Origin of the sequence: Streptomyces sp. ISL-100 (genome assembly GCF_018614615.1) — a bacterium.
Lineage (GTDB): Bacteria > Actinomycetota > Actinomycetes > Streptomycetales > Streptomycetaceae > Streptomyces.
On record NZ_JAGGOK010000051.1, the window covers coordinates 73,106 to 94,224 of the forward strand.

General features: G+C 68.5%; 18 protein-coding genes and 1 pseudogene. 8 read left to right on the forward strand and 11 right to left on the reverse strand.

The features are described from left to right. Positions 1-485: 485 nt before the first annotated feature. From J7E89_RS23155 to J7E89_RS23170, 4 genes are all read right to left on the reverse strand, one after another. Positions 486-1,319, reverse strand: coding sequence for a helix-turn-helix transcriptional regulator (locus J7E89_RS23155; RefSeq protein WP_214976300.1), 834 nt, complete (start codon positions 1,317-1,319; stop codon positions 486-488). Next, positions 1,309-1,833 carry a DUF6879 family protein gene (locus J7E89_RS23160; RefSeq protein ID WP_214976301.1) on the reverse strand — a complete coding sequence of 175 codons (525 nt, stop codon included), beginning with the start codon at positions 1,831-1,833 and terminating at the stop codon, positions 1,309-1,311. Before J7E89_RS23160 ends, J7E89_RS23155 begins: the two co-directional genes overlap by 11 nt. Then, a complete protein-coding gene (locus J7E89_RS23165) occupies positions 1,817-2,026 on the reverse strand; it encodes a hypothetical protein (RefSeq protein WP_214976302.1) in 210 nt (69 codons plus the stop codon). The genes J7E89_RS23160 and J7E89_RS23165 overlap by 17 nt, the downstream gene beginning before the upstream one ends. 109 nt (positions 2,027-2,135) lie before the next feature. Next, positions 2,136-3,716 (reverse strand): recombinase family protein, encoded by a 1,581-nt coding sequence (locus J7E89_RS23170; RefSeq protein WP_214976303.1) that lies wholly within the window; start codon positions 3,714-3,716, stop codon positions 2,136-2,138. Positions 3,717-3,821: 105 nt separating this feature from the next. Here J7E89_RS23170 and J7E89_RS23175 point away from each other — a divergent pair. Beyond that, positions 3,822-4,682: pseudogene (locus tag J7E89_RS23175) on the forward strand (NADP-dependent oxidoreductase); the annotation flags it as partial. Positions 4,683-4,749: 67 nt separating this feature from the next. Continuing rightward, positions 4,750-5,178 (forward strand): organic hydroperoxide resistance protein, encoded by a 429-nt coding sequence (locus J7E89_RS23180; RefSeq protein WP_214976305.1) that lies wholly within the window; start codon positions 4,750-4,752, stop codon positions 5,176-5,178. Positions 5,179-5,485: 307 nt separating this feature from the next. Here the strand turns inward: J7E89_RS23180 and J7E89_RS23185 are convergent, their stop codons facing one another. Beyond that, positions 5,486-6,652: a serine hydrolase gene (locus J7E89_RS23185; protein ID WP_214976306.1), complete on the reverse strand. Its 1,167-nt coding sequence runs from the start codon at positions 6,650-6,652 to the stop codon at positions 5,486-5,488. A gap of 87 nt (positions 6,653-6,739) precedes the next feature. Next, the gene (locus J7E89_RS23190) at positions 6,740-9,340 is read right to left on the reverse strand and encodes a M14 family zinc carboxypeptidase (protein WP_214976307.1); all 2,601 of its coding nucleotides are present in this window, start codon (positions 9,338-9,340) and stop codon (positions 6,740-6,742) included. 150 nt (positions 9,341-9,490) lie between these two features. Between J7E89_RS23190 and J7E89_RS23195 the strand changes: the two genes are divergently transcribed. Both J7E89_RS23195 and J7E89_RS23200 read left to right on the forward strand, forming a co-directional pair. Further along, positions 9,491-9,982: a GNAT family N-acetyltransferase gene (locus J7E89_RS23195; RefSeq protein WP_214976308.1), complete on the forward strand. Its 492-nt coding sequence runs from the start codon at positions 9,491-9,493 to the stop codon at positions 9,980-9,982. Positions 9,983-9,995: 13 nt separating this feature from the next. Beyond that, positions 9,996-10,787 carry an EI24 domain-containing protein gene (locus J7E89_RS23200; protein ID WP_214976309.1) on the forward strand — a complete coding sequence of 264 codons (792 nt, stop codon included), beginning with the start codon at positions 9,996-9,998 and terminating at the stop codon, positions 10,785-10,787. Here J7E89_RS23200 and J7E89_RS23205 read toward each other — a convergent pair. Next, complete coding sequence (locus tag J7E89_RS23205; protein WP_214976310.1) at positions 10,777-11,508, reverse strand: carbon-nitrogen hydrolase family protein; 732 nt, start codon at positions 11,506-11,508, stop codon at positions 10,777-10,779. The two genes, J7E89_RS23200 and J7E89_RS23205, sit on opposite strands and share 11 nt — an antisense overlap. 59 nt (positions 11,509-11,567) lie before the next feature. Here J7E89_RS23205 and J7E89_RS23210 point away from each other — a divergent pair, with 59 nt between their 5' ends. After that, on the forward strand, positions 11,568-12,176 hold the full coding sequence (locus tag J7E89_RS23210) for a LysE family translocator (protein ID WP_214976311.1): 609 nt from the start codon (positions 11,568-11,570) through the stop codon (positions 12,174-12,176). A gap of 46 nt (positions 12,177-12,222) precedes the next feature. Here J7E89_RS23210 and J7E89_RS23215 read toward each other — a convergent pair whose 3' ends face one another. Both J7E89_RS23215 and J7E89_RS23220 read right to left on the reverse strand, forming a co-directional pair. After that, entirely contained in the window at positions 12,223-13,470 is a 1,248-nt protein-coding gene (locus J7E89_RS23215; RefSeq protein WP_214976312.1) for a pyroglutamyl peptidase, read from the reverse strand. 52 nt (positions 13,471-13,522) lie between these two features. Next, a complete protein-coding gene (locus J7E89_RS23220; protein WP_214976313.1) occupies positions 13,523-14,098 on the reverse strand; it encodes a TetR/AcrR family transcriptional regulator in 576 nt (191 codons plus the stop codon). A 197-nt stretch (positions 14,099-14,295) separates the two neighbouring features. On the opposite strand from J7E89_RS23220, the gene J7E89_RS23225 reads away from it, so the two are divergent. Beyond that, positions 14,296-16,722 (forward strand): beta-glucosidase, encoded by a 2,427-nt coding sequence (locus J7E89_RS23225; RefSeq protein ID WP_214976331.1) that lies wholly within the window; start codon positions 14,296-14,298, stop codon positions 16,720-16,722. Positions 16,723-16,827: 105 nt separating this feature from the next. On the opposite strand, the gene J7E89_RS23230 is transcribed toward J7E89_RS23225, so the two are convergent. Continuing rightward, complete coding sequence (locus J7E89_RS23230; protein ID WP_214976314.1) at positions 16,828-17,790, reverse strand: aldose epimerase family protein; 963 nt, start codon at positions 17,788-17,790, stop codon at positions 16,828-16,830. 20 nt (positions 17,791-17,810) lie between these two features. Continuing rightward, positions 17,811-18,737, reverse strand: coding sequence for an SGNH/GDSL hydrolase family protein (locus J7E89_RS23235; protein WP_214976315.1), 927 nt, complete (start codon positions 18,735-18,737; stop codon positions 17,811-17,813). Positions 18,738-19,043: 306 nt separating this feature from the next. On the opposite strand from J7E89_RS23235, the gene J7E89_RS23240 reads away from it, so the two are divergent. Next, positions 19,044-19,538 (forward strand): DUF3145 domain-containing protein, encoded by a 495-nt coding sequence (locus tag J7E89_RS23240; protein WP_028811169.1) that lies wholly within the window; start codon positions 19,044-19,046, stop codon positions 19,536-19,538. A 101-nt stretch (positions 19,539-19,639) separates the two neighbouring features. After that, positions 19,640-21,118 carry a PQQ-binding-like beta-propeller repeat protein gene (locus tag J7E89_RS23245; protein ID WP_251060966.1) on the forward strand — a complete coding sequence of 493 codons (1,479 nt, stop codon included), beginning with the start codon at positions 19,640-19,642 and terminating at the stop codon, positions 21,116-21,118. Position 21,119 lies beyond the last annotated feature (1 nt).

A 21,119-nucleotide genomic window follows, 5' to 3' on the forward strand; every position in this document is an offset into this window, starting at 1 on the left:
GCGATGTCTTCGAAGCCTCGGAGGAAGCGGCTATGCCCTCTGTTGAGGCCCGTGTGCGTCATGCACTGACGATCAACCTCGGCCACATCCGCACCGGGAACAGCGGCCCAGCCGCAGTCTTCGAAGAGACAGCTTGCAACCACCGTGGGAACGGACTTTGGATCTCTGAAGATCCGGTGTTCGGTGTAGCGGATGACCGAGCGTGTCATCGGCGTGATCCGTCCGCCTTGACACACCGGGGGTGCCAGTAGGCCACCTTTGGTGGCCCCTCCTCCCCAGCCAGCATTCCCCGTCTGGCAAGTTGGTGAAGAGGGATTGGCATGTTACATGACGGGCAGGTCTCGCGCTTCGCCGTGTAGGTCGCATATTCGAAGCTGTCTGTCCCGGTCGCCATTGCGCACCCCTCACCATCTTGGGAATCGACAACCGATGATCCCTTGGGATGAGCACCGATCCAAGCAATATTCGTGTTGTCGGGTAAAGGATCATGACCGGCAAGCGCGTGCCCACTGAGTCAGCAGGCTACGTGCATCGCCGTCGAACAGTGCATGCCGTTCATAGAGGAAGAACACATCCAAGTGGTCAGCAATATCGCGACTGTCTTGGAAAACGATTCTCCCTGTGAATGCCTCTACCGTTGCCAGTCGCTGGTCATACACGGTGAAGGTATTCATAGGGCCACGGCTCACCGGGGCACCCAATGGGATAACTCCGATTCGTACATTGGGTAAGTGGGATAGGGATGCAATGCGATCGATCTGAACGGCCAAGGCTGCTTGCGGAATGATCGCCCACCGGATCGCTTGCTCTGTGAGTAGGAAGGTGAACTGCTTAGCGGTGTCATAAAGAACCGCTTGGCGTTCAAGTTTGCGCGCTACTGTCTTGGATGTGTCTACGGGGGAGTGGCCGAGGCTAGCTCTAATGTATTCAGGTGTAGCTAGCAGCCCGGTCACCATGGCTGGCAAGAAGTACCGAAGGGTCTTGGCTTCCTTTTCTAGGCCAGCCAATTCCGCCTGCCTCTTCTCCAATCCTCTACGCCATGATGACCGTTTCCCCTGCCACTCCGTATTTGCCAGCCGGGCCAGGGCCTTCACTTCCGCCACGAGTTCCTGTGGCGCATTGAGTGCGCTGAGGATCAATTCAACATCGATCAGCCCAGGTGTGATCCGAGCTGTCTCAATGTTGCTTAGCTTTGTTTGGGAAATGTTGCAGCGCTGAGCGAGCCAGACTTGGGTGCGCCCGGCCCGCTTGCGCATCTCTCGGAGCGTCTCCGCTAGGTCAGCCTTGGACTGGCCTAGCTGACCAGGATCAAGCGTCAAGGCCCTTCACGTACTCCTTGAAAGGCACGGCGTATTCCAATGCAATTCGTTTCCACTCCCTGTAAGGAGTGGGGTCCCCCTCGTATTCCTCACGGTTGATTTGGGTTCCGTCCGGTCGGAAGTTGAGATGAGCAATTCTGCTCTCATCGAACATCCACCAGTCGCGGAGTGAAACCGGCAAGCCGTAATCCTCCCGCGTCACATCCAAGATGCGGATGTCTTCCCCGGCATCGATGTTGCCGGGGATTCCCCAAGCGAATTGATACCGCTGGTAGTCCGTGAGTGGTTGGCGTACGATCCTGACACGCCCGACACTCCTGCCAGACCCTACGTATCCACGGACCCGCTCATGCCAGCGGGCATTGTGTTCGGCAGGCTTGCTCTCACCCCGGAGAAAGCGAGTCACGTTCTCCTGCTCCTTGGGCATGGTGTACGTGGGCTGTGCTTCGAAGCGCCACGCTTCCCGCTCAAAGGCGTCGAAGAACCTTCGCCAGTCTTCACCATCCAAGAGCACGGACAGCCTCCCTCAGCACGCTCTCCGGGATTTCCACGAGCCCTTCCCCCGCCGGGGGCTGGAAGGCATCTGATACGTCCCCCTGGACCACGATGGAGCCAGACGCGGTCTTGTAGATGTTCGGACAGTCGTCATCGTCGCAGTTGGGTCCGCCGACGTTGCCGGTAAGTCGAGTCAGTTCCTCACGAGCCATGCTGAACCCCCTTGTTGGGCAGCCCGGTTGGGCTGGTGATCACGACCGTACGAGACGTGGTGTCGGGTGTCTATGCGGAAGCGGAAATATTTGCGTTATCGGGTAGACCTCAAGCCCGGGGGGTGAGGCTGAGAGGGGCGCTGGCTTTGGCGGTGTGGAAAGCCTTCACGCGCTCCCTTTCCTCGGGGGCCAAGGATTCCCACTTTGCCTCTCGCTCTTCCGGGGTGTCCGGCTGAGGGGTGACAGCGAAAGTCTTCTTACCCACCATGACCTTGTAGCCGGATTCAATGAGCTGTTTCCGCTTGCCCTCCAAATCGAGCTTTGGCCAGAGTTCACCAAAGGTCATTCCCTGGTCTTCCTCTGTCCATCCGGCCTTAACGACAGGCTTGGATTCCAGCTCCCTCTTACGGGCCTTGTACTGGTTCATGCGGAACCGGTAGCCCTCTTGGTCGTCGTCCCAGTCCCCTTCCTCATCCTGCTTCCGCAGGCGCTCCATTCGCTTAGTGATGTCTGTCAGTTCCTTGGAGCTGTCAGAGCCGGGAACCCATACCCGCTTTGTGACCCGGGCGTTTCCGAACTTCTGAAGGAAGTGGATCTCTACCATTTCCTCGATGGCCTCTGCCCGGCAGGAGATGCCAGTGCAGCGGTCTTCCTTTGGCCATGCTCCGCACTGGTAATAGCGGTACGTCACGCCTCTGAGGGTGGACACCTTGTGCACAGCCTTGGATCCGCATTGGCTGCAATGCACAACGCCATACATTGGGCTAGTGCCGTTTACGCGGCGCACCTTTGTGTGAGTACGGCGCTTTACAGCGGCCTGAAGAGATTCCCACTCATCGGCAGTGAATACAGGCTCTGCCAACTGGATAGGGTGGCCGTCCATGCCGTAGATAATCTCCCGCTTGTGCTTCTTCAGCCCTATGGAGGATTCATCGGTAAGGACGTTCTTTACGGAAGTCTCAGACCACCGCTCAGGCGTTCCCTCATCCCCACCACGGGCCTTTACGGGCTTTCCCTTACGCACCCGGTTAGCGTCTCTGGCGGTGAGTACGCCACGCTCATTGAGGGACTTGGCAAGCCCTACAAACGTCTGCCCGCCCATGATCTCTTTCCGCATAGAGTGCAGCTCAGAGGCCATGTCCTCATCTAGCTCAAGGTATGCGGCTGTCTTACCTTCCTCGTACCGGTGAACGACGCGGTACCCAAAGGGAGGGATGCCGCCCGTCCAACGGTTAGTGAAACGACGCCTGTCGTGACTGTCTTGTACGCGCTGCTTGATACGCTCCAGCTCCTTATGTGGGCCGATGGACTTCACATGGGCAATGGCGCGCCCCTCAGGCGTGGTCAAGTCTAGTGAGGGGTCGTCGAGAACGATGAGGGTCTTCCCCCACTTGATGACCCAGAAGACAAAGGCCATGAAGTGGGGCTCACTGCGTGAGAGTCGGTCCTGAGTGGTGACCCAAATTTCGTCCCACTGTTCACGCCCCTCAGGCTCCAGCCACTTGCCAAGCTTGGGCCGAACGAACATGTCAACGTCGCCGGACACAGACAGGTCAACAGAGGTACCGACAATGGTCACGTCTCCCTCAGTCACGGCCCTGGTTCGTAGCTTCAGGTCCTGATCCTCCACTGACTCTGAACGCTCGCCCTTGTCGTCTGAGATCCGCTCAGCCAGCAGTACCCGCCGCATCTTGGTTCCTCCCCTGGTGCAGCTCCCCGCCGCACCCTCACTGACCCGGTCTCTGTGCCGAACCCGCTGGTCACAGGGTATCTGAATATTTGTCACTCCGCCTTAATCCGAGGCCGTATGAATGACGTGAAGTCGTACGTCCCGCCCTTCAAGCTGGACCAGCCGATGGACGGCGGCGCGGTCGGCGAGGTCATCGCCTCCGCCGACGAGCGTTTCGCCGTCGGTGACCACGTCCTGCACGGTCTCGGATGGCGTGAGTACGCCGACGTCCCCGCCAAGCACGCCACAAAGGTCGACGCCGCGCTCGCCCCGCTCTCCGCCTACCTCGGCGTCCTGGGCATGCCGGGCCTGACCGCGTACGCGGGGCTCTTCGAGGTCGCGTCCTTCAAGGAGGGCGACGCCGTCTTCGTCTCCGGCGCGGCCGGCGCCGTCGGCAGCCAGGTCGGCCAGCTGGCGAAGCTGCGGGGCGCCTCGCGCGTCATCGGCTCGGCAGGCTCCGACGAGAAGGTCAAGCACCTGGTCGAGGACCTCGGCTTCGACGCCGCCTTCAACTACAAGAACGGGCCGGTCGCGGAGCAGCTGCGTGAGGCCGCGCCGGACGGCATCGACGTCTACTTCGACAACGTCGGCGGCGACCACCTCGAAGCGGCCATCGGCTCGCTGAACGTGCACGGCCGCGCCACGATCTGCGGCATGATCGCGCAGTACAACAACACGGAGTCCACGCCGGGTCCGCGCAACATGGCGCTGATCATCGGCAAGCGACTGCGGCTCCAGGGCGTTCTGGTCGGGGACCACACCGCGCTCCAGCCGCAGTTCGTCGAGGATGTCTCGGGCTGGATCCGCTCGGGTGAGCTCAAGTACAGCGAGACGGTCGTCGAGGGCATCGAGAACGGCTACGACGCGTTCGTCGGTCTGCTCCGTGGCGAGAACACCGGCAAGATGATCGTTTCGCTCACCCGATAAGCTCACCACCAGCCGTCGCGGTCGTGGGCGCGAGTCGCGGCGTACAAAGCAGGAGGAATGCCTCAGCATGACCATTCTCGACATAGACGTGAAGTACACCGCTGTCGCCACCGCCGAGAACGGCCGTGACGGCCGCGTCGCGACGGACGACGGCAAGCTGGACGTTGTCGTCAACCCGCCGAAGGAGATGGGCGGCAGTGGCGCCGGCACCAACCCGGAGCAGCTTTTCGCCGCCGGCTACAGCGCCTGCTTCCAGGGTGCGCTCGGTGTTGTCGCGCGTAAGGAGAAGGCGGACATCTCCGGCTCGACCGTGACCGCGAAGGTCGGGATCGGCTCGAACGCGAACGGTGGCTTCGGGCTTGAGGTCGCGATCAGCGTGAACATCCCGAACGTGGATGAGGCGACTGCGCGGGATCTGCTGGAGAAGGCGCACCAGGTGTGCCCGTACTCGAGCGCGACCCGTGGGAACATCAAGGTCGAGCTGGCGGTCGTCTGACCCGGACGCGCGTCGCGTTTGCCTGACCCGAAGGGTCGCACCCCGTGAATTGGGTGCGGCCCTTCGTCGTTGCCCCGCGGGGCTTTCCCCGGCCGGCCCCTTCCCGCTGTGGCACTTCGCGGCTCCGCCGTGTGAGGGGCTACGCCCCAGACCCCGCTCCTCAAACGCCGGAGGGGCCGGAGGGTGCGGGAGCATATCCAGCCCGTCCGGCGTTTGAGGACACGCCCGGAGGGCGTCTGTGTGGTCTGGCGGAGCCCCGGTTCGGGAAGGGGCGGGTAGGGGAACAGCTCCGCAGGACACCGACCGCCTAGCCCGCGCCGACCTCACCCACCGCCCGCATGACCGCCCCCACCAGCCGCACATTCTCTGGCGCCGGGCCGCCCGGGAAAGCGAACCTGCGGCGCGCGTAGCCGTACGTCACACCGCTGCGCGGGTCGGCGAGCGCCTCCGAACCCGCCGCCCCCGCGTGCCCGAACGCGCCCGCGCCCAGGGCCGGATAGAGGTCGCCGTACGACTCGAACCCGAGGCCGAAGGGGTGCCGCCGACGCGCCACCAGGTCGTAGCCGTCCGAATGGATCTGCCCGAACTCCGCGATCGTGTCCGGCTTCAGCAGTGCCGCCCGCCCGTCCACCTCGCCGATGGCCACCGCGTACATCTTCGCGAGCCCGGTCGCCGTAGCCACACCGCCGACAGAAGCCGGACTCTTCGCACGCGTCGGCCGGCTGTTGACGAACGCCACCAGGTCGGTGGGCCGTTCCCCGTTGAGGTTGAACGCGATACCGGTCACGCTCTGCGGCGACACCGCACCGGCGACCAGCTCCGCCTGCTGCTCCGGCGTCGGATCCATCGGCAGGATGTCCAGCACCCGCGACTCCAGCTCCTCGGGCAGACCGAGGTAGAAATCGAGGTCGTACGGGGCGCGTACGCGCTCCTCGAAGACCTCCTGGATCGACTGCCCGGTCGCCCGCCGCACCACCTCACCGGTCAGTGCGCCAATGCTCAGCGCGTGATAGCCGAAGGCCGTCCCCGGCCGCCAGTACGGCTTCTGCGCCGCCAGCCGCTCCGCTATGACGCGGTCGTCGGTCAGCTCCTCGTCCGTGAAACCGGTGTCCGCGCCGACGACCCCCGCCCGGTGGGCCAGCAGATCCCGCAGGGTCAGCGCGCCCTTGCCCTCGGCCGCGAACTCCGGCCAGTAGTGCGCCACTTCCCTGTCCAGGTCCAGTACGCCCTCCTGCACCAGCAGCGCCACGACGAGGTGCGCCGCGCCCTTGGTGGAGGAGAAGACGCTGGTCAGCGTGGTGCCGGTGATCTCGTCGCCGCCCCACAGGTCCACCACCTGCCGGCCGCCCGCGAAAACGGCCAGCTGGGCGTCGGCGTGGCCCGGCCGCTCCTCGGCGAGTACGGCGGCGAATTCCTCACGTACGCCCTCGAACCCCTCGGCGACCGTGCCCTGCACAGCGATCTTCTTCGACATCGAGTGCTCCCCCTCCAAATAAATGACAGAGGGTCAAGCAACCGTCGCCGAGGGGTTATTCCGGGGTTGCGGGTTCCGGGCTCCGTATCAGCCCGCCGAGTTGATCAGCGCCCGCCCGACCTGCGCGAATGCGCCCTTCGGGTGCGCCCGGAACAGCGGCTCAGTACCGAACAGCACAACACCCGCGCCGCCCTTCGCCGACGTACCGCTGACGACAGCCGCCTTGCCGGCCGCGTCCCGCGGCCCGCCGCTGCCGTCCTGCGCCGCCCGCCAGTGGCCCGACACGAGCGGGTTCCCGGCGCCGTACGACTGGTCGACGCGGACGCCCGGACCGAGGTCGGTGAACCACATCGGTGAGTAGACGAAGGTGTGTTCCGGCGCGCCGCCCGTCACCGGACCGCCCGCGTTGACGACCCGGACGACGCCGTTGGCGTCCCCGTTGCCCTCGACCGGCTTTGCCGCCAGCAGCCCGGCTTCGGCGTTGAGCGCCGCCCCCGCCGAGCCGCGCCCGACCACGCGGCCACCCCCGGCGACGAACGCGTCGAACGCGCCGCGCGCGGCCGCGTCGAGCTTGCCGTACTCCAGCCCGGACGACACGAACAGCACGTCGGCCGCCGACCAGTCGAAGGAGCCCGCGTTGAGCGCCGCCGTCGAGACCGGCAGCACCTCGAAGCCCATCTCACGCAGCGCGAACAGCTCGCCGGATGTGACCGCCGCCGCGACCCGCGTGCGGTGCAGCGCGGCGACGCCCTTGGCCTTGGTGGCATGGAAGGCGACGCCGTACCGGCCGGCGAGCGCGGCGGCCTTCTTGCGGGCCGAGGCGGGCACGAGCGCGCTGCCGTCGGCCGTACGCCGCACCTGAACCCCGTCCCGGAGGAGGGAGTTGAGCGCGGCCAGTTCCCTGGGATCGTCGAGCCGCAGCGAGAGGTCGCCGCGCGGAGCGACGTAACCGGTCGGCGACGCGGCACGGACCGCACGCCCCGGAACATCCACCCCACCCGGGGCCTTCTGCACCTTCTCCACGCTCGCGCCCCACAGCAGGCCCAGGCTCCAGCCCGAGATGTCGTACATCGTCGACACGTCCGCGCTGATGTCCCGGCCCTCGTGCAGGATCACATTGGCCAGACCGCGCTTGGGCTGGCGCATGTCGACGACGTACGAACCGGCTTCGTACGACCGCCCGCCGAGCCGGAAGTCCCGGCGCGCGCGCTCGACGCGCACGTCATTGGCGACGAGGTGGTCGACGAGCCGGGCCGCTGCCGTCGCGGAGCGCTGACCGCGGCCCGCCGGGACGACGTACGCCCGCGGGAAGTCCGTCGTATAGACGTCCTCCGGGCCGATCCCGGGCACGCCCGGAACCGTCTCCTCCGACACCGGCACCTGCGCGGCACCCGCCGCCCCGCGCCGGAACGTCTCGATCTGGCCGGCCACGACCGAAGGCCGCTTCTTAGCCGTGTAATCGAGGGTCGCGCGCATCGCCGCGCCCGCTATGTCCGTATTGATGGCGGCTCTGCGACGCAGCTCCGCCACCGGCAGCGTGTCGTACGACCGGTTGTTGACCTGCATCGGGAACTCGATCGTGTGCGCCGCGACCGCGCCCTGGAACGGCATGTACTGCGGAGTGAAGATCGGCGGCCAGTCGTCCCAGCCCTCCTCCTGGTCGCGGAAGGGGATGACGGCGGGCTCGACGCCGTCCTTCGCCGCCGTATAGCCGAGGCCGTTGACAGCAGCCTCCATCCCCAGCGCGTTGGTGTAGGAATTCTTGAGGAAGAGGTCGTACTCGTAATTCTCGCCGTGCGGCGGGGTCGTCGGCTCGATCAGCGTGCCGTTGACGTACCCGTGCAGGTCGATCATGACGGCCGGCTGCTTATCGATGGCGATCTGCCGGATCGCACGCGCCTCGGGCTGGGTGGCGGTGATGAAGTCCCGGTTGAGGTCGAAGCCGTTGGCGTTCGCGCGGGTGCCCGCGATCCGTCCGTCGGGATTGGCGGTCACATTGAGATAGATACGGGTCTTCGCCAGCAGGTCGGCGGTCTTGCGGTCCTTCGCCTTCGCCAGCTCCTCGATGAGTTCGAGGGCGGCGTCCGTGCCCTCCCACTCATTGCCGTGGATGTTGTTGTTGATGAACACCGGTGCTTTGTAAGAGGCCTTGATACGCCGGTCCTTGGCGGCAGCGGCCGGCGAGTTCTCAATGATCTCCCGCATCCGCTCCTGCTCGCGGGCCTCGCGGTCGCTCTCCGGTGCGGTGAGCGTCACCAGATACAGCTGATGCCCGCCGGCGGACCGCCCGGCGACCTCGACGCTGACCCGGTCGCTGCCCAGCTTCTGCAGCTCGTTGAGCTTGGGAGCGATGGAGTGGTACGGCGTGAGGCCCAGCTTGATGGACTTGTCGGCCGGGTTCGGCGCGGGCGGGGTCAGGTGGGTACGGCGCGGATACCCGCCGCCGTCCTGGCGCTGCCAGGCGGACGCCCGGCCGGCGTCGAGCGCCTTCGCGGCGGCGCCCGCCGGGGTGCGCGCCGCCTGCCCCTGCCCGGCGGCGGCCCGCTCCCGGTGAACGCCGTCCCCGTCGCCGCCTGGAGGACCGGGCCGGGCGGTGGCGGTGGCGGGGACGGGGAAGAGCAGGAGTGCGGACGCCATGGCGGCGGTGGCGATGAGGAGAGGTCTCGGTATGCCTGTACTTGTGCCCATGCGTATCTCCGGGTGTGTCGGAAAGCGATCAGGGATGATCGGTACGCAGGGTCTACCTGTTGAATCCCGCAACGACAAGGGGGCGTTGGGCGGGAGCGACGAGAGCAGTCACGACTTGTACGGTCCCCGTGCACGCCCCAGACTCTGCCCATGAAGAACGTGAACCTGACACGACTGCGGGACGATCACGCCGCCGCACTTCTCACCTTCGAGCTGGAGAACCGCGCCTACTTCGCGCGGTCCGTGCCCGACCGGGGCGACGACTACTTCGCCCACTTCGCGGCCCGGCACGCCGCCCTGCTCGCCGAGCAGGAGACCGGCCTGTGTCATTTCCACCTGCTCCTGGACGAACACGGCGCCGTCGTCGGCCGCGTCAACCTGGTCGACGTCATGGACGGAAGCGCCGACCTCGGATACCGCATCGCCGAACGCGCCACCGGCCGCGGCCTGGCCGTCGCCGCCGTACGGGAAATCCGAGCACGCGCCGCGACCGAATACGCCCTCACCGCCCTCACCGCCGCCACCACGACCGACAACCCCGCCTCCCACAAGGTCCTGACCCGCAACGGCTTCGTCCCGGTCGGCGGCATCGACCTGGACGGCAAGCCGGGTACGCGGTATCAGCTCCGCCTCGGCCAGTAGATAGGCTGTTCGCATGCGTGATCTCGGGGTGGGCTTCGGTTATTTGATGAAGGGCCAGCGGTGGGTCGGCCGGCACGGCAAGTCCTACGGCTTCGGGCTGCTGCCCGGCCTGGTGACCTTCGTGCTGTACGTCGGTGCCCTCATCGGGCTCGCCTACGGCGCCGACGACTTCACCGCCTGGGCCACGCCCTTCGCCGACGACTGGGGCTCGCCCTGGCTCGGCATCTTCCGGGGTGCGCTGACCGCCCTGCTCTTCGCCCTCGCGTTGTTCCTCGCGGTGATCACCTTCACCGCCGTGACGCTGCTCGTCGGACAGCCCTTCTACGAAGAGCTGTCCGAGCGCGTCGACCGCTCCGTCTCCCCCGACGGCACCGCCCCCGAGTCCGGCCTCCCACTGATCCGGGAACTGTGGATCTCCGCCCGCGACAGCGTTCGCGTCCTCGCCCGGGTGGTCCTGTACGGCCTTCTGCTCTTCGCCTGCGGTTTCATCCCCGTCGTCGGCCAGACCGTCGTCCCTGTGGTCGGCTTCTGCGTCTCCGGGTTCTTCCTCGCGGAGGAACTCACGGCGGTGGCCCTCCAGCGCCGCCGCGTCGAGCTGAAGCAGCGCCTCGCCCTGCTGCGCGGCCGCCGCCTGCTCACCCTCGGCTTCGGCGTCCCGCTCACCCTCGCGTTCCTCGTGCCGCTGGTCGCCGTCTTCCTGATGCCCGGCGCGGTGGCCGGCGCGACACTGATGACGCGCGACCTGCTGGAGGAGCCGTCGGCCGACGCGGACGACGTGGCAACGCTGCCGCCCCTTACGGCATAGGTACGTCGGCCAGCACGAGGCCCGCCTCACCCGGCGCCGCCTCGGCCAGGACCGTACCGTCGGGGCCCCACACCGCGCTCAGCCCGCAGCCGTCGTTCGGTCCGGCCGGGCCCACGTGATTGGCCAGGACGACGTACAGCCCGTGGTCCCTGGCCCGTGACGGATAGACGGCGAGGCGCTCGCGTTCGCCGTTGCCCCTCCAGTACAACGAACTCGCCAGATAGGCACGGCACTTGTCTTCGGCGGCCCGTTCCGCGACTTCGGGGAAGTGGTTGTCGAAGCACGTCGCCAGCGCGAACCGCACACCGTCCAGCTCGAACCGCCCGTCGCCCGCGCCCGGCGTGAAGACCTCGCGTTCCTGCTCGTACAGGTGCTGCTTGTCGTAACGGGTGAGCAGTCCGCCGTCCGGGCCGAAGACGAAGGACGCGATGGTGGGGCGCTCGCCGCCGTCAGCACTGCGGGCCGCGCAGTTTATGACGGCCGCCGTGGCGGTCTCGCGGCAGGCGGCCAGGACCGGTTCGAGGCGCGGGTCGCCCGGCGTGACGAGCAGCGACGAACCTGGCGTGAGGAGTTCCAGTTCGTACCCCGTCAGGGCCAGTTCCGCGAAGACGGTGACGCGGGCTCCGCGCCCGGCGGCCTCCCTCACATACGCCGCCATCCGGCGCGCGTTCGCGTCGACGGAACCGGGCTCGGACGTGAACTGTGCCGCTGCGACCAACATGCGGACCATTATCCAAATTGCTCTTGATCGCCCGACGCGGGGCGGCAAGCATCATCCCCATGACAGAAGTGATAGCGGTAGCCGTCATCACCCTCCTCGCGGTCATCAGCCCGGGCGCCGACTTCGCGATGGTCGTCCGCAACAGCTGCCTGTATGGGCGTACGACCGGCCTGTTCGCGGCAGCAGGAGTCGCCGCTGGAGTCCTCGTCCACGTTACGTACACGATGCTCGGCGTCGGACTGCTGATCGCCTCGTCGACCGAGCTCTTCACCGCCATCAAGCTGGCGGGCGCGGCGTATCTCGTCTACATCGGCGTACGGACCTTCATCGCCCGCTCCGATCTCACCGTCGACCTGGACTCGAAGCCGGAACTCGGCCCGCTCGGCGCGCTGCGTTCCGGCTTCCTCACCAACGTCCTCAACCCGAAGACCACCCTCTTCGTCGTCTCCACCTTCACCCAGGTGGTCGGCCCCCAGACCCCGGTGTGGCAGCAGGCGGGCTACGGCCTGTTCATGTCGGCCGCGCACTTCGGGTGGTTCGGCGCGATCGCGCTCTTCTTCTCCGACTCCCGGCTGCGCACGGCCATGCTGCGCCGCCAGAAGGCCCTCAACCGGGCCATCGGCTCGGTACTGGTCGGCCTCGGAGTCACCCTCGGCTTCGCCCGCTGAGGCGGCCCCGGACGGGCTCCTTTGGAGCCCGTCCGGGGATTGAGCTCTAGCGCGCGCCCGCCGCCACGCCGACGATCGCCCGCACCTGCGCGACGATGTCCAGCCGGTTGCGTACGAAGTCGGGGTCCGTCACCTCGGTCGTGTTGCCCGCACCGAACTGGAGCACCGGCGTGTGCACATGGCCGCCGGGCAGGTCGTCCAGGCCCAGGCGGTCGCGCAGCAGCGTCGCGCGGTACGCGATCTCGTTGGAGAGGTAGTCGCCGCCGCCCCCGGCGCGGGCGGTCGAGCCCGGAGTCGGGCCGTCCGGCCGGACGACGGGGGCGCTCGAGCCCGCCGGGATCTCGGTGACCGAGGTGTTGTCGTACACCGGGAAGCGGCCGGTGTCCGCGGCCGCGATCTCCTTGTACGGAAGCGTCGTCGCCGTCCACTGCGGCTGCGAGGCCGGATCGCTCACCGGAACGGTTTCCTTGCGCGAGACGTTCTCATTGTCCGGGAAGCCCCCGCGCCACGCCCCGTTGAAGCGCTCGACGTCGATCCGCCCGACCCTGCCCTGGCTCACGGTGGTGAAGAGATCGAGGCGTGGCAGGTGGGGGCGCAGGGTGCGCTCGACCGTGCCGTCGGCGAAGTCCTGCCACCGGACGGGGAAGACGGCCGTCTCGATCCGCGCGGGGCCGTCGGCCGTCCGTACGACCGTGCCGTCCAGCGCGAGCGCCGTCGCGCCCGACGGGTTGCTGATACGCACGTCCCGGTCCAGCGTGAACGGGTCGAAGCCGGTGACGAGCACCCGCTTCATGCCCTTGCCCGCCGGGAAGCGGATCGCGTCCTGGCCGCGCGACGACCGCTCCAGCCGGTCGAGCAGCTTCACCCGCGCCGCCTCGCTGAGCCCGAACGGCGCCTGCCATTGGCGCAGTTCGAGCGTCATGCCCAACCGCGCCCAGTACAGCGGCCGGTCGTCGTCCCGGCTCAGGTCGCCGCCCGCCGGACCCCGGCCCTGAGCCCGGTCCACGGACCGCTGCCACAGCCGCGATCCATGCCGTACGACGGCCCGCTCGGCAGCGGCGTACGACCGCGCCTCGGCCAGGGTCTCCGCGAAATCCGCCGCCACGGCGTCGAAACCGCTCCGCCGCAGGATCTCCTGCGGGGCGGCCCGCTCCAGCCGCCGCTCCTCGACGGTCGCCGGAGCTGTTGCCGTTGGCTCCGCTGCCGCCGCTGTGGGCAGTACCGCGAGAAGCGGCGACGCGAGAGTGATGAGAGCAAGGCCAAGTGACGCGTGGCGGGGGCGTATCGGTGACACGGTGATCCTTCCGTCGGGTGGCGGAAGTATCCCGGTACGCCCGTGACTTGCGCTACGGGGCGGGCGAGCGTTGCAGTAGGGAGAGGAAGTCACGGAAGGCGGCCGGCATGTCCACCGACGACGGGTCGAGCAGCCACTGGTACTGGAGCCCGTCCATGACCGCCACCAGCAGCGGCGCCGCCTGTTCCGGCGTGAGCCCGCCGGGCAGCACATCGCCGTATTCCGTACGCAGGGCGGCCGCCATGCCGGCGCGGACCTGGGTATAGCGGTGGGTGAAGAAGTCCCGCGCCGGATGGTCCTCGGTCACGCTCTCGCCGAGCAGCGCGGAGAAGGTCTGCACGATGCCGGGGCGCATCGCGTTGTACTCCACGAGCGAGTCGAGCAGATCCAGCCGCCACGCCCCGGCGCTGCGCCCGGAGCCGCCGGTGTCCCACTGGTCGCGCTCTTCGAGCACGGCGACGAGCAGATCGTCTTTAGTGGGGAAGTAGTGGAGAAGCCCCTGCTGGGTCAGGCCGACGCGCTCGGCGACCGCGCTCAGCGACGCCCCCCGGTAGCCGCGTTCGGCGATCACTTCGAGGGCCGCACGGAGAATCTCCGCCCGCCGCTCCTCGCTCCTGGCCCTGGCCATCGTCCTGGTCCCTTCCCCTGTTGCTTGCTGGCAGGACGGTACGCCATCCCCTTAAGTCACGAAAGCATAACAAGCCCTACCGTTCTACAGGTGAACGGGTGACGATGGAGACAGCCAGACAGCCAGACATCCCAGCAGGACTTCAATGAGGAGGTACGTCCGTGGCAGCCGAACCCACCACCCAGGACACCGACCGGATGCGTGAAGAGGCCGTCGAAGCGGCCCTCGGCAAACTCGGTCTCGACGCCAAGGCGAAGCTGCTCGGCGGCCAGGACATGTGGTCGCTGCCCGCGCTTCCCGAGATCGGCCTGCGATCCCTCGTCATGTCCGACGGCCCGGTCGGCGTGCGAGGCGTCCGCTGGAGCGCCGACGACCCGTCGATCGCGCTGCCGTCGCCGACCGCGCTCGCCGCGACCTGGGACCCGGAGCTCGCCCGCCGCGCCGGCCGCCTCCTCGCCCAGGAGGCCCGCCGCAAGCACGTGCACGTCCTCCTCGCCCCGACCGTCAACCTGCACCGCTCGCCGCTCGGCGGCCGGCACTTCGAGTGCTACTCCGAGGACCCTTACCTCACCGGCGAGATCGGCTCCGGTTGCGTGAACGGCGTCCAGGACGGCGGCGTCGGCACCACCGTCAAGCACTTCGTCGCCAACGACGCCGAGACCGACCGCTTCACCGTCGACAACATCATCACCTCGCGCCCGCTGCGCGAGCTGTACCTGGCGCCCTTCGAAGCCATCGTCAAGAACGCCCACCCCTGGGGCATCATGGCGGCGTACAACCAGGTCAACGGCGTGACGATGACCGAGCACCGCTACCTCCAGAACGAGGTGCTGCGCGGCGAGTGGGGATTCGACGGCTACATCGTCTCCGACTGGATGGCCGCCCGCTCCACCACCGGTGACATCGAAGGCGGCCTCGACGTCGCCATGCCGGGCCCCGCCACCGTCTACGGCGACGCGCTCGCCGGGGCGGTCCGTGCGGGGCAGGTCGACGAGGCGGTGGTCGACGACGCCGTACGCAACGTCCTGCGGCTCGCGGCCCGCGTCGGCATCCTGGAAGGCGCCCCGCCCGTAGTCACCGAGCTGCCGGAGGAGATCGACGGCCAGGCGCTGGCACGCGAGGTGGCCCGCCGTGCCTTCGTCCTCGTACGCAACGAGAACCGTGTCCTGCCCATCGACCCCTCGCGGACCCGCAAGCTCGCCCTCATCGGCGCGGCGGCCCGCGACGCGCGCGTCCTCGGCGGCGGGTCCGCCACCGTCTTCCCCGAGCGCGTCGTCGCGCCTCTCGACGGCCTCGCCGCCGCACTGCCGGACGCCACGCTGACGTACGCCGTCGGGGCCGACCCCAGCGACGAACTCAGCCCCGCCGACAAGGGCTTCGCCCTCCAGGCAGTCTGCCGCGACGCCGGCGGCGCCGTCATCGGCAGCCGCTCGCTCCCCGGCGGTCAGGTGCAGTGGATCGGCGACGACCTGCCCGACGGCGTCACCTACGGGACGCTCCACAGCGTCGAGGTCAAGGGCACCTTCACCCCGCGCGAAAGCGGCGAGCACGCCTTCGGTACGCGCGGCCTGGGTGCCTTCACCCTGACCGTCGCCGGTGAAGTCCTCTACGACGGCGTTCAGGCGATGTCCGACGCGTCCGACCCCTTCGAGGCGTTCTTCGGCGCCCCGGCCGAGCGCGGCCGCGTTCGCCTCACCGCGGGCGAGCCGGTCGAGGTCTCCCTCGTCCACCCCGTCGGCGCGACGGACGACGCGCCGCTTCCGGCGGTCATGTTCTCGTTCCTGCACGGCGCACCGCAGCGCGACGCCGACGAGCTGATCGCCGAGGCCGTCGTAGCGGCCCGGGACGCCGATACCGCGGTCGTCGTGGTCGCCACGACGGAACGCGTCGAGTCTGAGGGCTTCGACCGTACGGACCTGAGTCTCCCCGGCCGCCAGGACGATCTGGTCCGCGCGGTGGCCGCCGCCAATCCGAACACCGTGGTGATCGTCAACTCCGGTTCACCGGTGGAGATGCCGTGGCGGGAGGACGTGGCCGCGGTGCTGCTCAGCTGGTTCCCGGGGCAGGAGGGTGGCGCGGCGCTCGCCGACGTGCTGCTCGGCGTGGCCGAACCGGGCGGGCGGCTGCCGACGACCTGGCCGGTGGCCTTGGCTGATGTGCCGGTTTCGGAGGTCGTGCCGACGGACGGCGAATTGCACTACCGGGAAGGGCTGTTCGTCGGCTACCGCGCCTGGGACAAAGGGGGCGTCGCGCCGGCGTACGCGTTCGGTCACGGCCTCGGCTACACCACTTGGGAGTACGAGTCCCTGGAGGTGACCCCGGCGACGGCCAAGGTGCGCGTACGCAACACCGGTTCGCGCGCCGGCCGCGAGGTCGTCCAGGTCTACCTTGCACCGCCGGCGGACTCCGTGGAGCGGCCGGTGCGGTGGCTGGCGGGGTTCGGCAGCGTTGAGGCGGGGGCGGGGGAGTGGGCGGAGGCTGAGATCGCGCTGCCGGCCCGTGCGTTCGAGATCTGGGACGAGCGGTCCGACTCCTGGTCGTTCGTCCCCGGTGCGTACGAGGTCCGGACGGGCCGCTCGATCGCCGACACCCGCCTGGTCGCGACCCTGGACCTCCAGGGCTGAGCCCCTGCGGGGGCCATTTCCCGTCCGCGGCTCTGGGGGCTTGCCCCCAGTTCGGGAAGGAGCGGGTCGGGGAAGGCCCCGCGCAGCGGCCCCCGCCCCCGCGCCCTACCCCCGCACCCCGAACCCGTACACCGTCGCCGAAGCGAACACCTCGCCCGGTCGCAGTACCACCCGTGGAAACTCCGGCCGGTTCGGCGAATCGGGGAAGTGCTGGGTCTCCAGCGCCACCCCGTCGAACCCGTCCGGCGTATACACCTGCACCCCCGGCTCCGTCGTAGCGACCGTCACCACCCGCCCCGACCCCGGGTCGTACAGCTCGCCCACCGCCTCGGCCTCGCCCGTAACACCCTTGTCCAGCACGAAGTTGTGGTCGAGGCCGCCACCCAGCACCCGCGCTTCCCGGAAGTCGAACCGCGACCCCGTCACCGCCCGGATCTCCCCGGTCGGTATGCCGCCACCGTCCACCGGCGTCACGGCCCCCGCCGCGAGTCGCAGCTCGTACGGGCCGCCACCCCCGAGACTCCAGTACGTGTGATTCGTCAGATTCACCACGGTCGGCGCGTCCGTCACCGCCCGGTAGGCGATCCGCAGCGCCCCGCCCTCCTCCAGCGTGTACGTCGCCGAGACCTCGACGCGCCCGGGAAAGCCCTCCTCGCCGTCGGGGCTGACCCGTGAGAGCCGCACCCCGTGCGAGGACACCGCCTCCGCGTCCCACACCCGCTTGTCGAAGCCGCGCTCGCCGCCGTGCAGGCTGTTCGGGCCCCCGTTGCGCGCCAGGGCGTACGTCCGCCCGTCCAGCGTGAAGGACCCGCCCGCGATCCGGTTCGCGTACCGCCCGACCAGCGCCCCGAAGTACGGCCCGGGACATTCCAGGTAGCCCGCGAGGTGATCGAAGCCGACCGCCACCCCGCCCGCGCGGCCGTCCCGGTCCGGCACCTCCACCGACTGGACGATCCCGCCGTACGTCAGAACGCGCACCACCACCCCGTCCCGTTCCAGGACCCAGCGGTGGACGGGCGTGCCGTCGTCGAGTGTGCCGAAGAGTTCGCCGTCGAGTTCCGCGTTCATGATCCGAAAGCCTAAGCGACCTACGCCGGAGGCTCCTTGGCCGTGATATTGCGGTACGCGATCTCCGCCAGCCGCTGCTGCCCGTTCTTGCTCGGGTGGAACCAGTCCCAGTGGCTCAACTGGTCGCCGGAGAACCGGTACTCGAAGACCGCCCCGCCGTCGTACCGGCAGCGCGCGTCCCGCCCGCACACATCCCTCAGCACCTTGTTGTACGCGACGACCCGCTCCTGCACCGACTCGCGCCGCGCCACCGCCGCCGCGTCCATCGCGTCCGGGGAGCCCAGCATCGACTGGCAGATCCCCAGCTTCCAGATCTGCTTGCCCAGCGCGTTCACGCGCCCCTCGGACCAGAGCCGTTTCAGATCCGGCACGCTCGACACGTACAGCTGGGACTTGGGCAGCTCGCTGCGCAGCTTCTTCACCGACGTCTCGAAATACGTCCGGAAATCAGCCACCGATGTCATGTGCGACACGTTGTCACGGCAGGCGTCGTTCGCCCCCACCATGACCGTCACCAGTTCCGGCTTGTCCGCGACCGCCCGTGTCATCTGCTCCGGCAGCTCGGCGATCCGCGCCCCCGACTTGGCATGGTTCCAGGTACGCCCGACCGCGCCGGCCTCGCCGAGCAGCCGCCACGCCACGCTGCGCACCGTGGCGTCCGTACCCGTGGCCCACGACACCTCGGGGCAGTCCGCGAGTACCGTGCACGCGTCAAAGCCGCGCGTGATGGAATCCCCGACAGCCGCGATGGACGCCGGGCTGCGGTCCCAGATGAAAGTGGGCTTCGGGGAGGGCCGGCGCGCCGACGGCGAGGCGCCCCCGTCCGCGTCGTCGGCCGAGTCGCACCCGGCGAGCGCGCCGAGGAGGACAAACAGCGCCGCCGTCGCGGTGGCGACGGCGGCGCGAGATCGGCGCTCGCGGCGGCATGGTCGGCGGCGTACCCGCATCCCGTGATCCCCTCCATGGCGTCGTACTGGCGTCCTGGCGAGTGAAAGCTTCGTGTTTCCGGCCCCCCGGACCGACAGTACGTCACCCGCCGGACGCCGCCGCACGGTAGTTTTTCCCCGTCGGACCAGCAGACCTTCGCCCATCCGGGGCTCCGGTAAATTACATCACGTCACATACTGTCCCTTTTCAGGAGATTAACTCCCGATGCTGTTTACTGTTGACAACCTCGGGAGCCGACCGGGAAGAGGCGGTACGGGCGCGAGGCCGCTGGGGAAGGCGAACCTCGTCCCACACTGGAGGTCCCGGTGACGACACGTGGAGTTCTGTACGTTCACTCCGCACCGCGCGCGCTGTGCCCGCACGTCGAATGGGCAGTAGCGGGCGTACTCGGTGTGCGGGTCAATCTTGACTGGATCAGACAGCCGGCCTCGCCCGGCACCTGGAGAGCCGAGTTCTCCTGGCAGGCCCAGCCGGGCACCGCCTCCAAACTCGCCTCCGCCCTGCGCGGCTGGCATCTGCTGCGCTTCGAAGTGACGGCCGAACCGTGCCCCACGGCCGAGGGAGAGCGCTACAGCTCCACGCCCGGCCTCGGCATCTTCCACGCCGTGACCGGAATGCACGGCGACATCCTGATCCCCGAGGACCGGCTGCGCGCCGCTCTCGCGCGCTCGGTGGGCGGCGAGACCGACCTGGAGGCCGAGGTCGCCAAGCTCCTCGGCAAGCCGTGGGACGACGAACTCGAACCCTTCAGATACGCGGGCGAGGGCGCCCCCGTCCGCTGGCTCCACCAGGTCGTCTGACGCCTCCGGCCGCCCCCTCCGCGTCGCGCGGATCCGGCGCCGGATACATTCCGCCCCACAGTGCACAGAGAGTGCACCACCTGTGGGGGTTGCTTGTGAGTATGCGACGGGCGGCCGGAGTCGCCGCTGTTCTGTTGTCATCGGTCGTGCTCTGCTGGGCCGTTCTTTTCCACGGACTGGGATGGACCGCGCTGTACCGGGAGAGTGGCGGTTCCTGCAGCGGGGCCGACTGCCCGGAGGGCCTGTTCACCGTGATCCTCCTGGCGTTCGTGTTCTCCTTCGCCGGGACGCTCCTCCTGTCCCTTGCCCTCGCGAAGGCGGCGCTGGGCCGATGGGTCGCTGTCGCCGCCGTGGTGGCCGGAATGCTGGCCGGCCTGCTGCCCGGCTTGTTCGGCTATCAGTGGATACGTGGCGAACAGGTGAAAATCGACTCGCCGGTGAAGGCCGCCGAACCGCTGGAGATAGCCTGGCAGGCGCCGCTGGACCGCCCCGCCACAGTCAAGGGCCTGCGCGGCTGGTCCGTCGGCGACAGCGTCGTCCGGGTCCGTACCGACGGCCTCTCCGCCTACGCCGTGAAGGACGGCAAGGAGCGGTGGAACGTCGCGGCCCCGGTCCGCGAGTCCGTGTGCGCCCGGAGCGCCCACCCGTCCAAGGGCATAGGCCTTGTCGCCTACGGGCGCCACCTCAAGCCCTGCGCGACCCTCGCCGCGGTCCGGCTCGACGACGGCACCACGCTGTGGAAGCAGACGCTCAAGGGCGAAGGGATCGGCAAGGGCATCGCCCTCGGCGGCGCGACCGCCGTCGCCCTGGAAGACGCAGTGGTACGCGGCCGATCGGCCGAGTCCGGCGTCGAACAGTGGAAGCGGCCGCTGCCGGAGCGCTGCCAGGCGCTGGCAGTGGGCGCGACAGCGGCCCGCACGCTGGTCGTCGAAGAGTGCATGCCGGCGAAGACCGGCGGCGTCGTCACCGCGCGGCTCCTCGCCCTCGACACCGCCACCGGAAAAGAGGAGTGGGCCACGAAGCTGCCGGTGGAGAGCGCGGGCACGGCGTCCGTGTACTCCGTCGAACCGGCTGTGGTCGGCTTCCAGGAGACCGACGAACGGGGCACCCGCGCGGTGCTCACCTTCGACGAGCGGGGCACCGTGCGCACGGCCCTGCCGTTCTCCGGCCGGTTGGGTGACCTCGATGTCAGGCGGTCCGACGCCGACCTGATGACCGAAGGGCCCTTCGTGGCGGGCAACACGCTGGTCGCCGCCGTGCAGAAGCCGGGCGACACTCTGCCTCAGTACGTCGCCGGTTACTCGATCACGGACGGCAGGGAACTGTGGCGTACCGGCGAACTCGGCGTCATCGGCGCACTCACCCTCCGGCCTGACGGCCGGGTGGCGGTGCTCACCTCCGGATGGCCCCGCTCGGACATCGTCGTTCTCGACCCCGCGGCGAAGGGAGCCATGCGCAAGACGTCGCTGGGCAAGGAGGCGCCGGTCTCGATCGACGCCGAAATGCTCGCGGTGCGCGACGGCTATGTCGTCATCAACCGGTACACCGACGGCGAACCGCCCGTCTTCGCCCTGCGCTGAC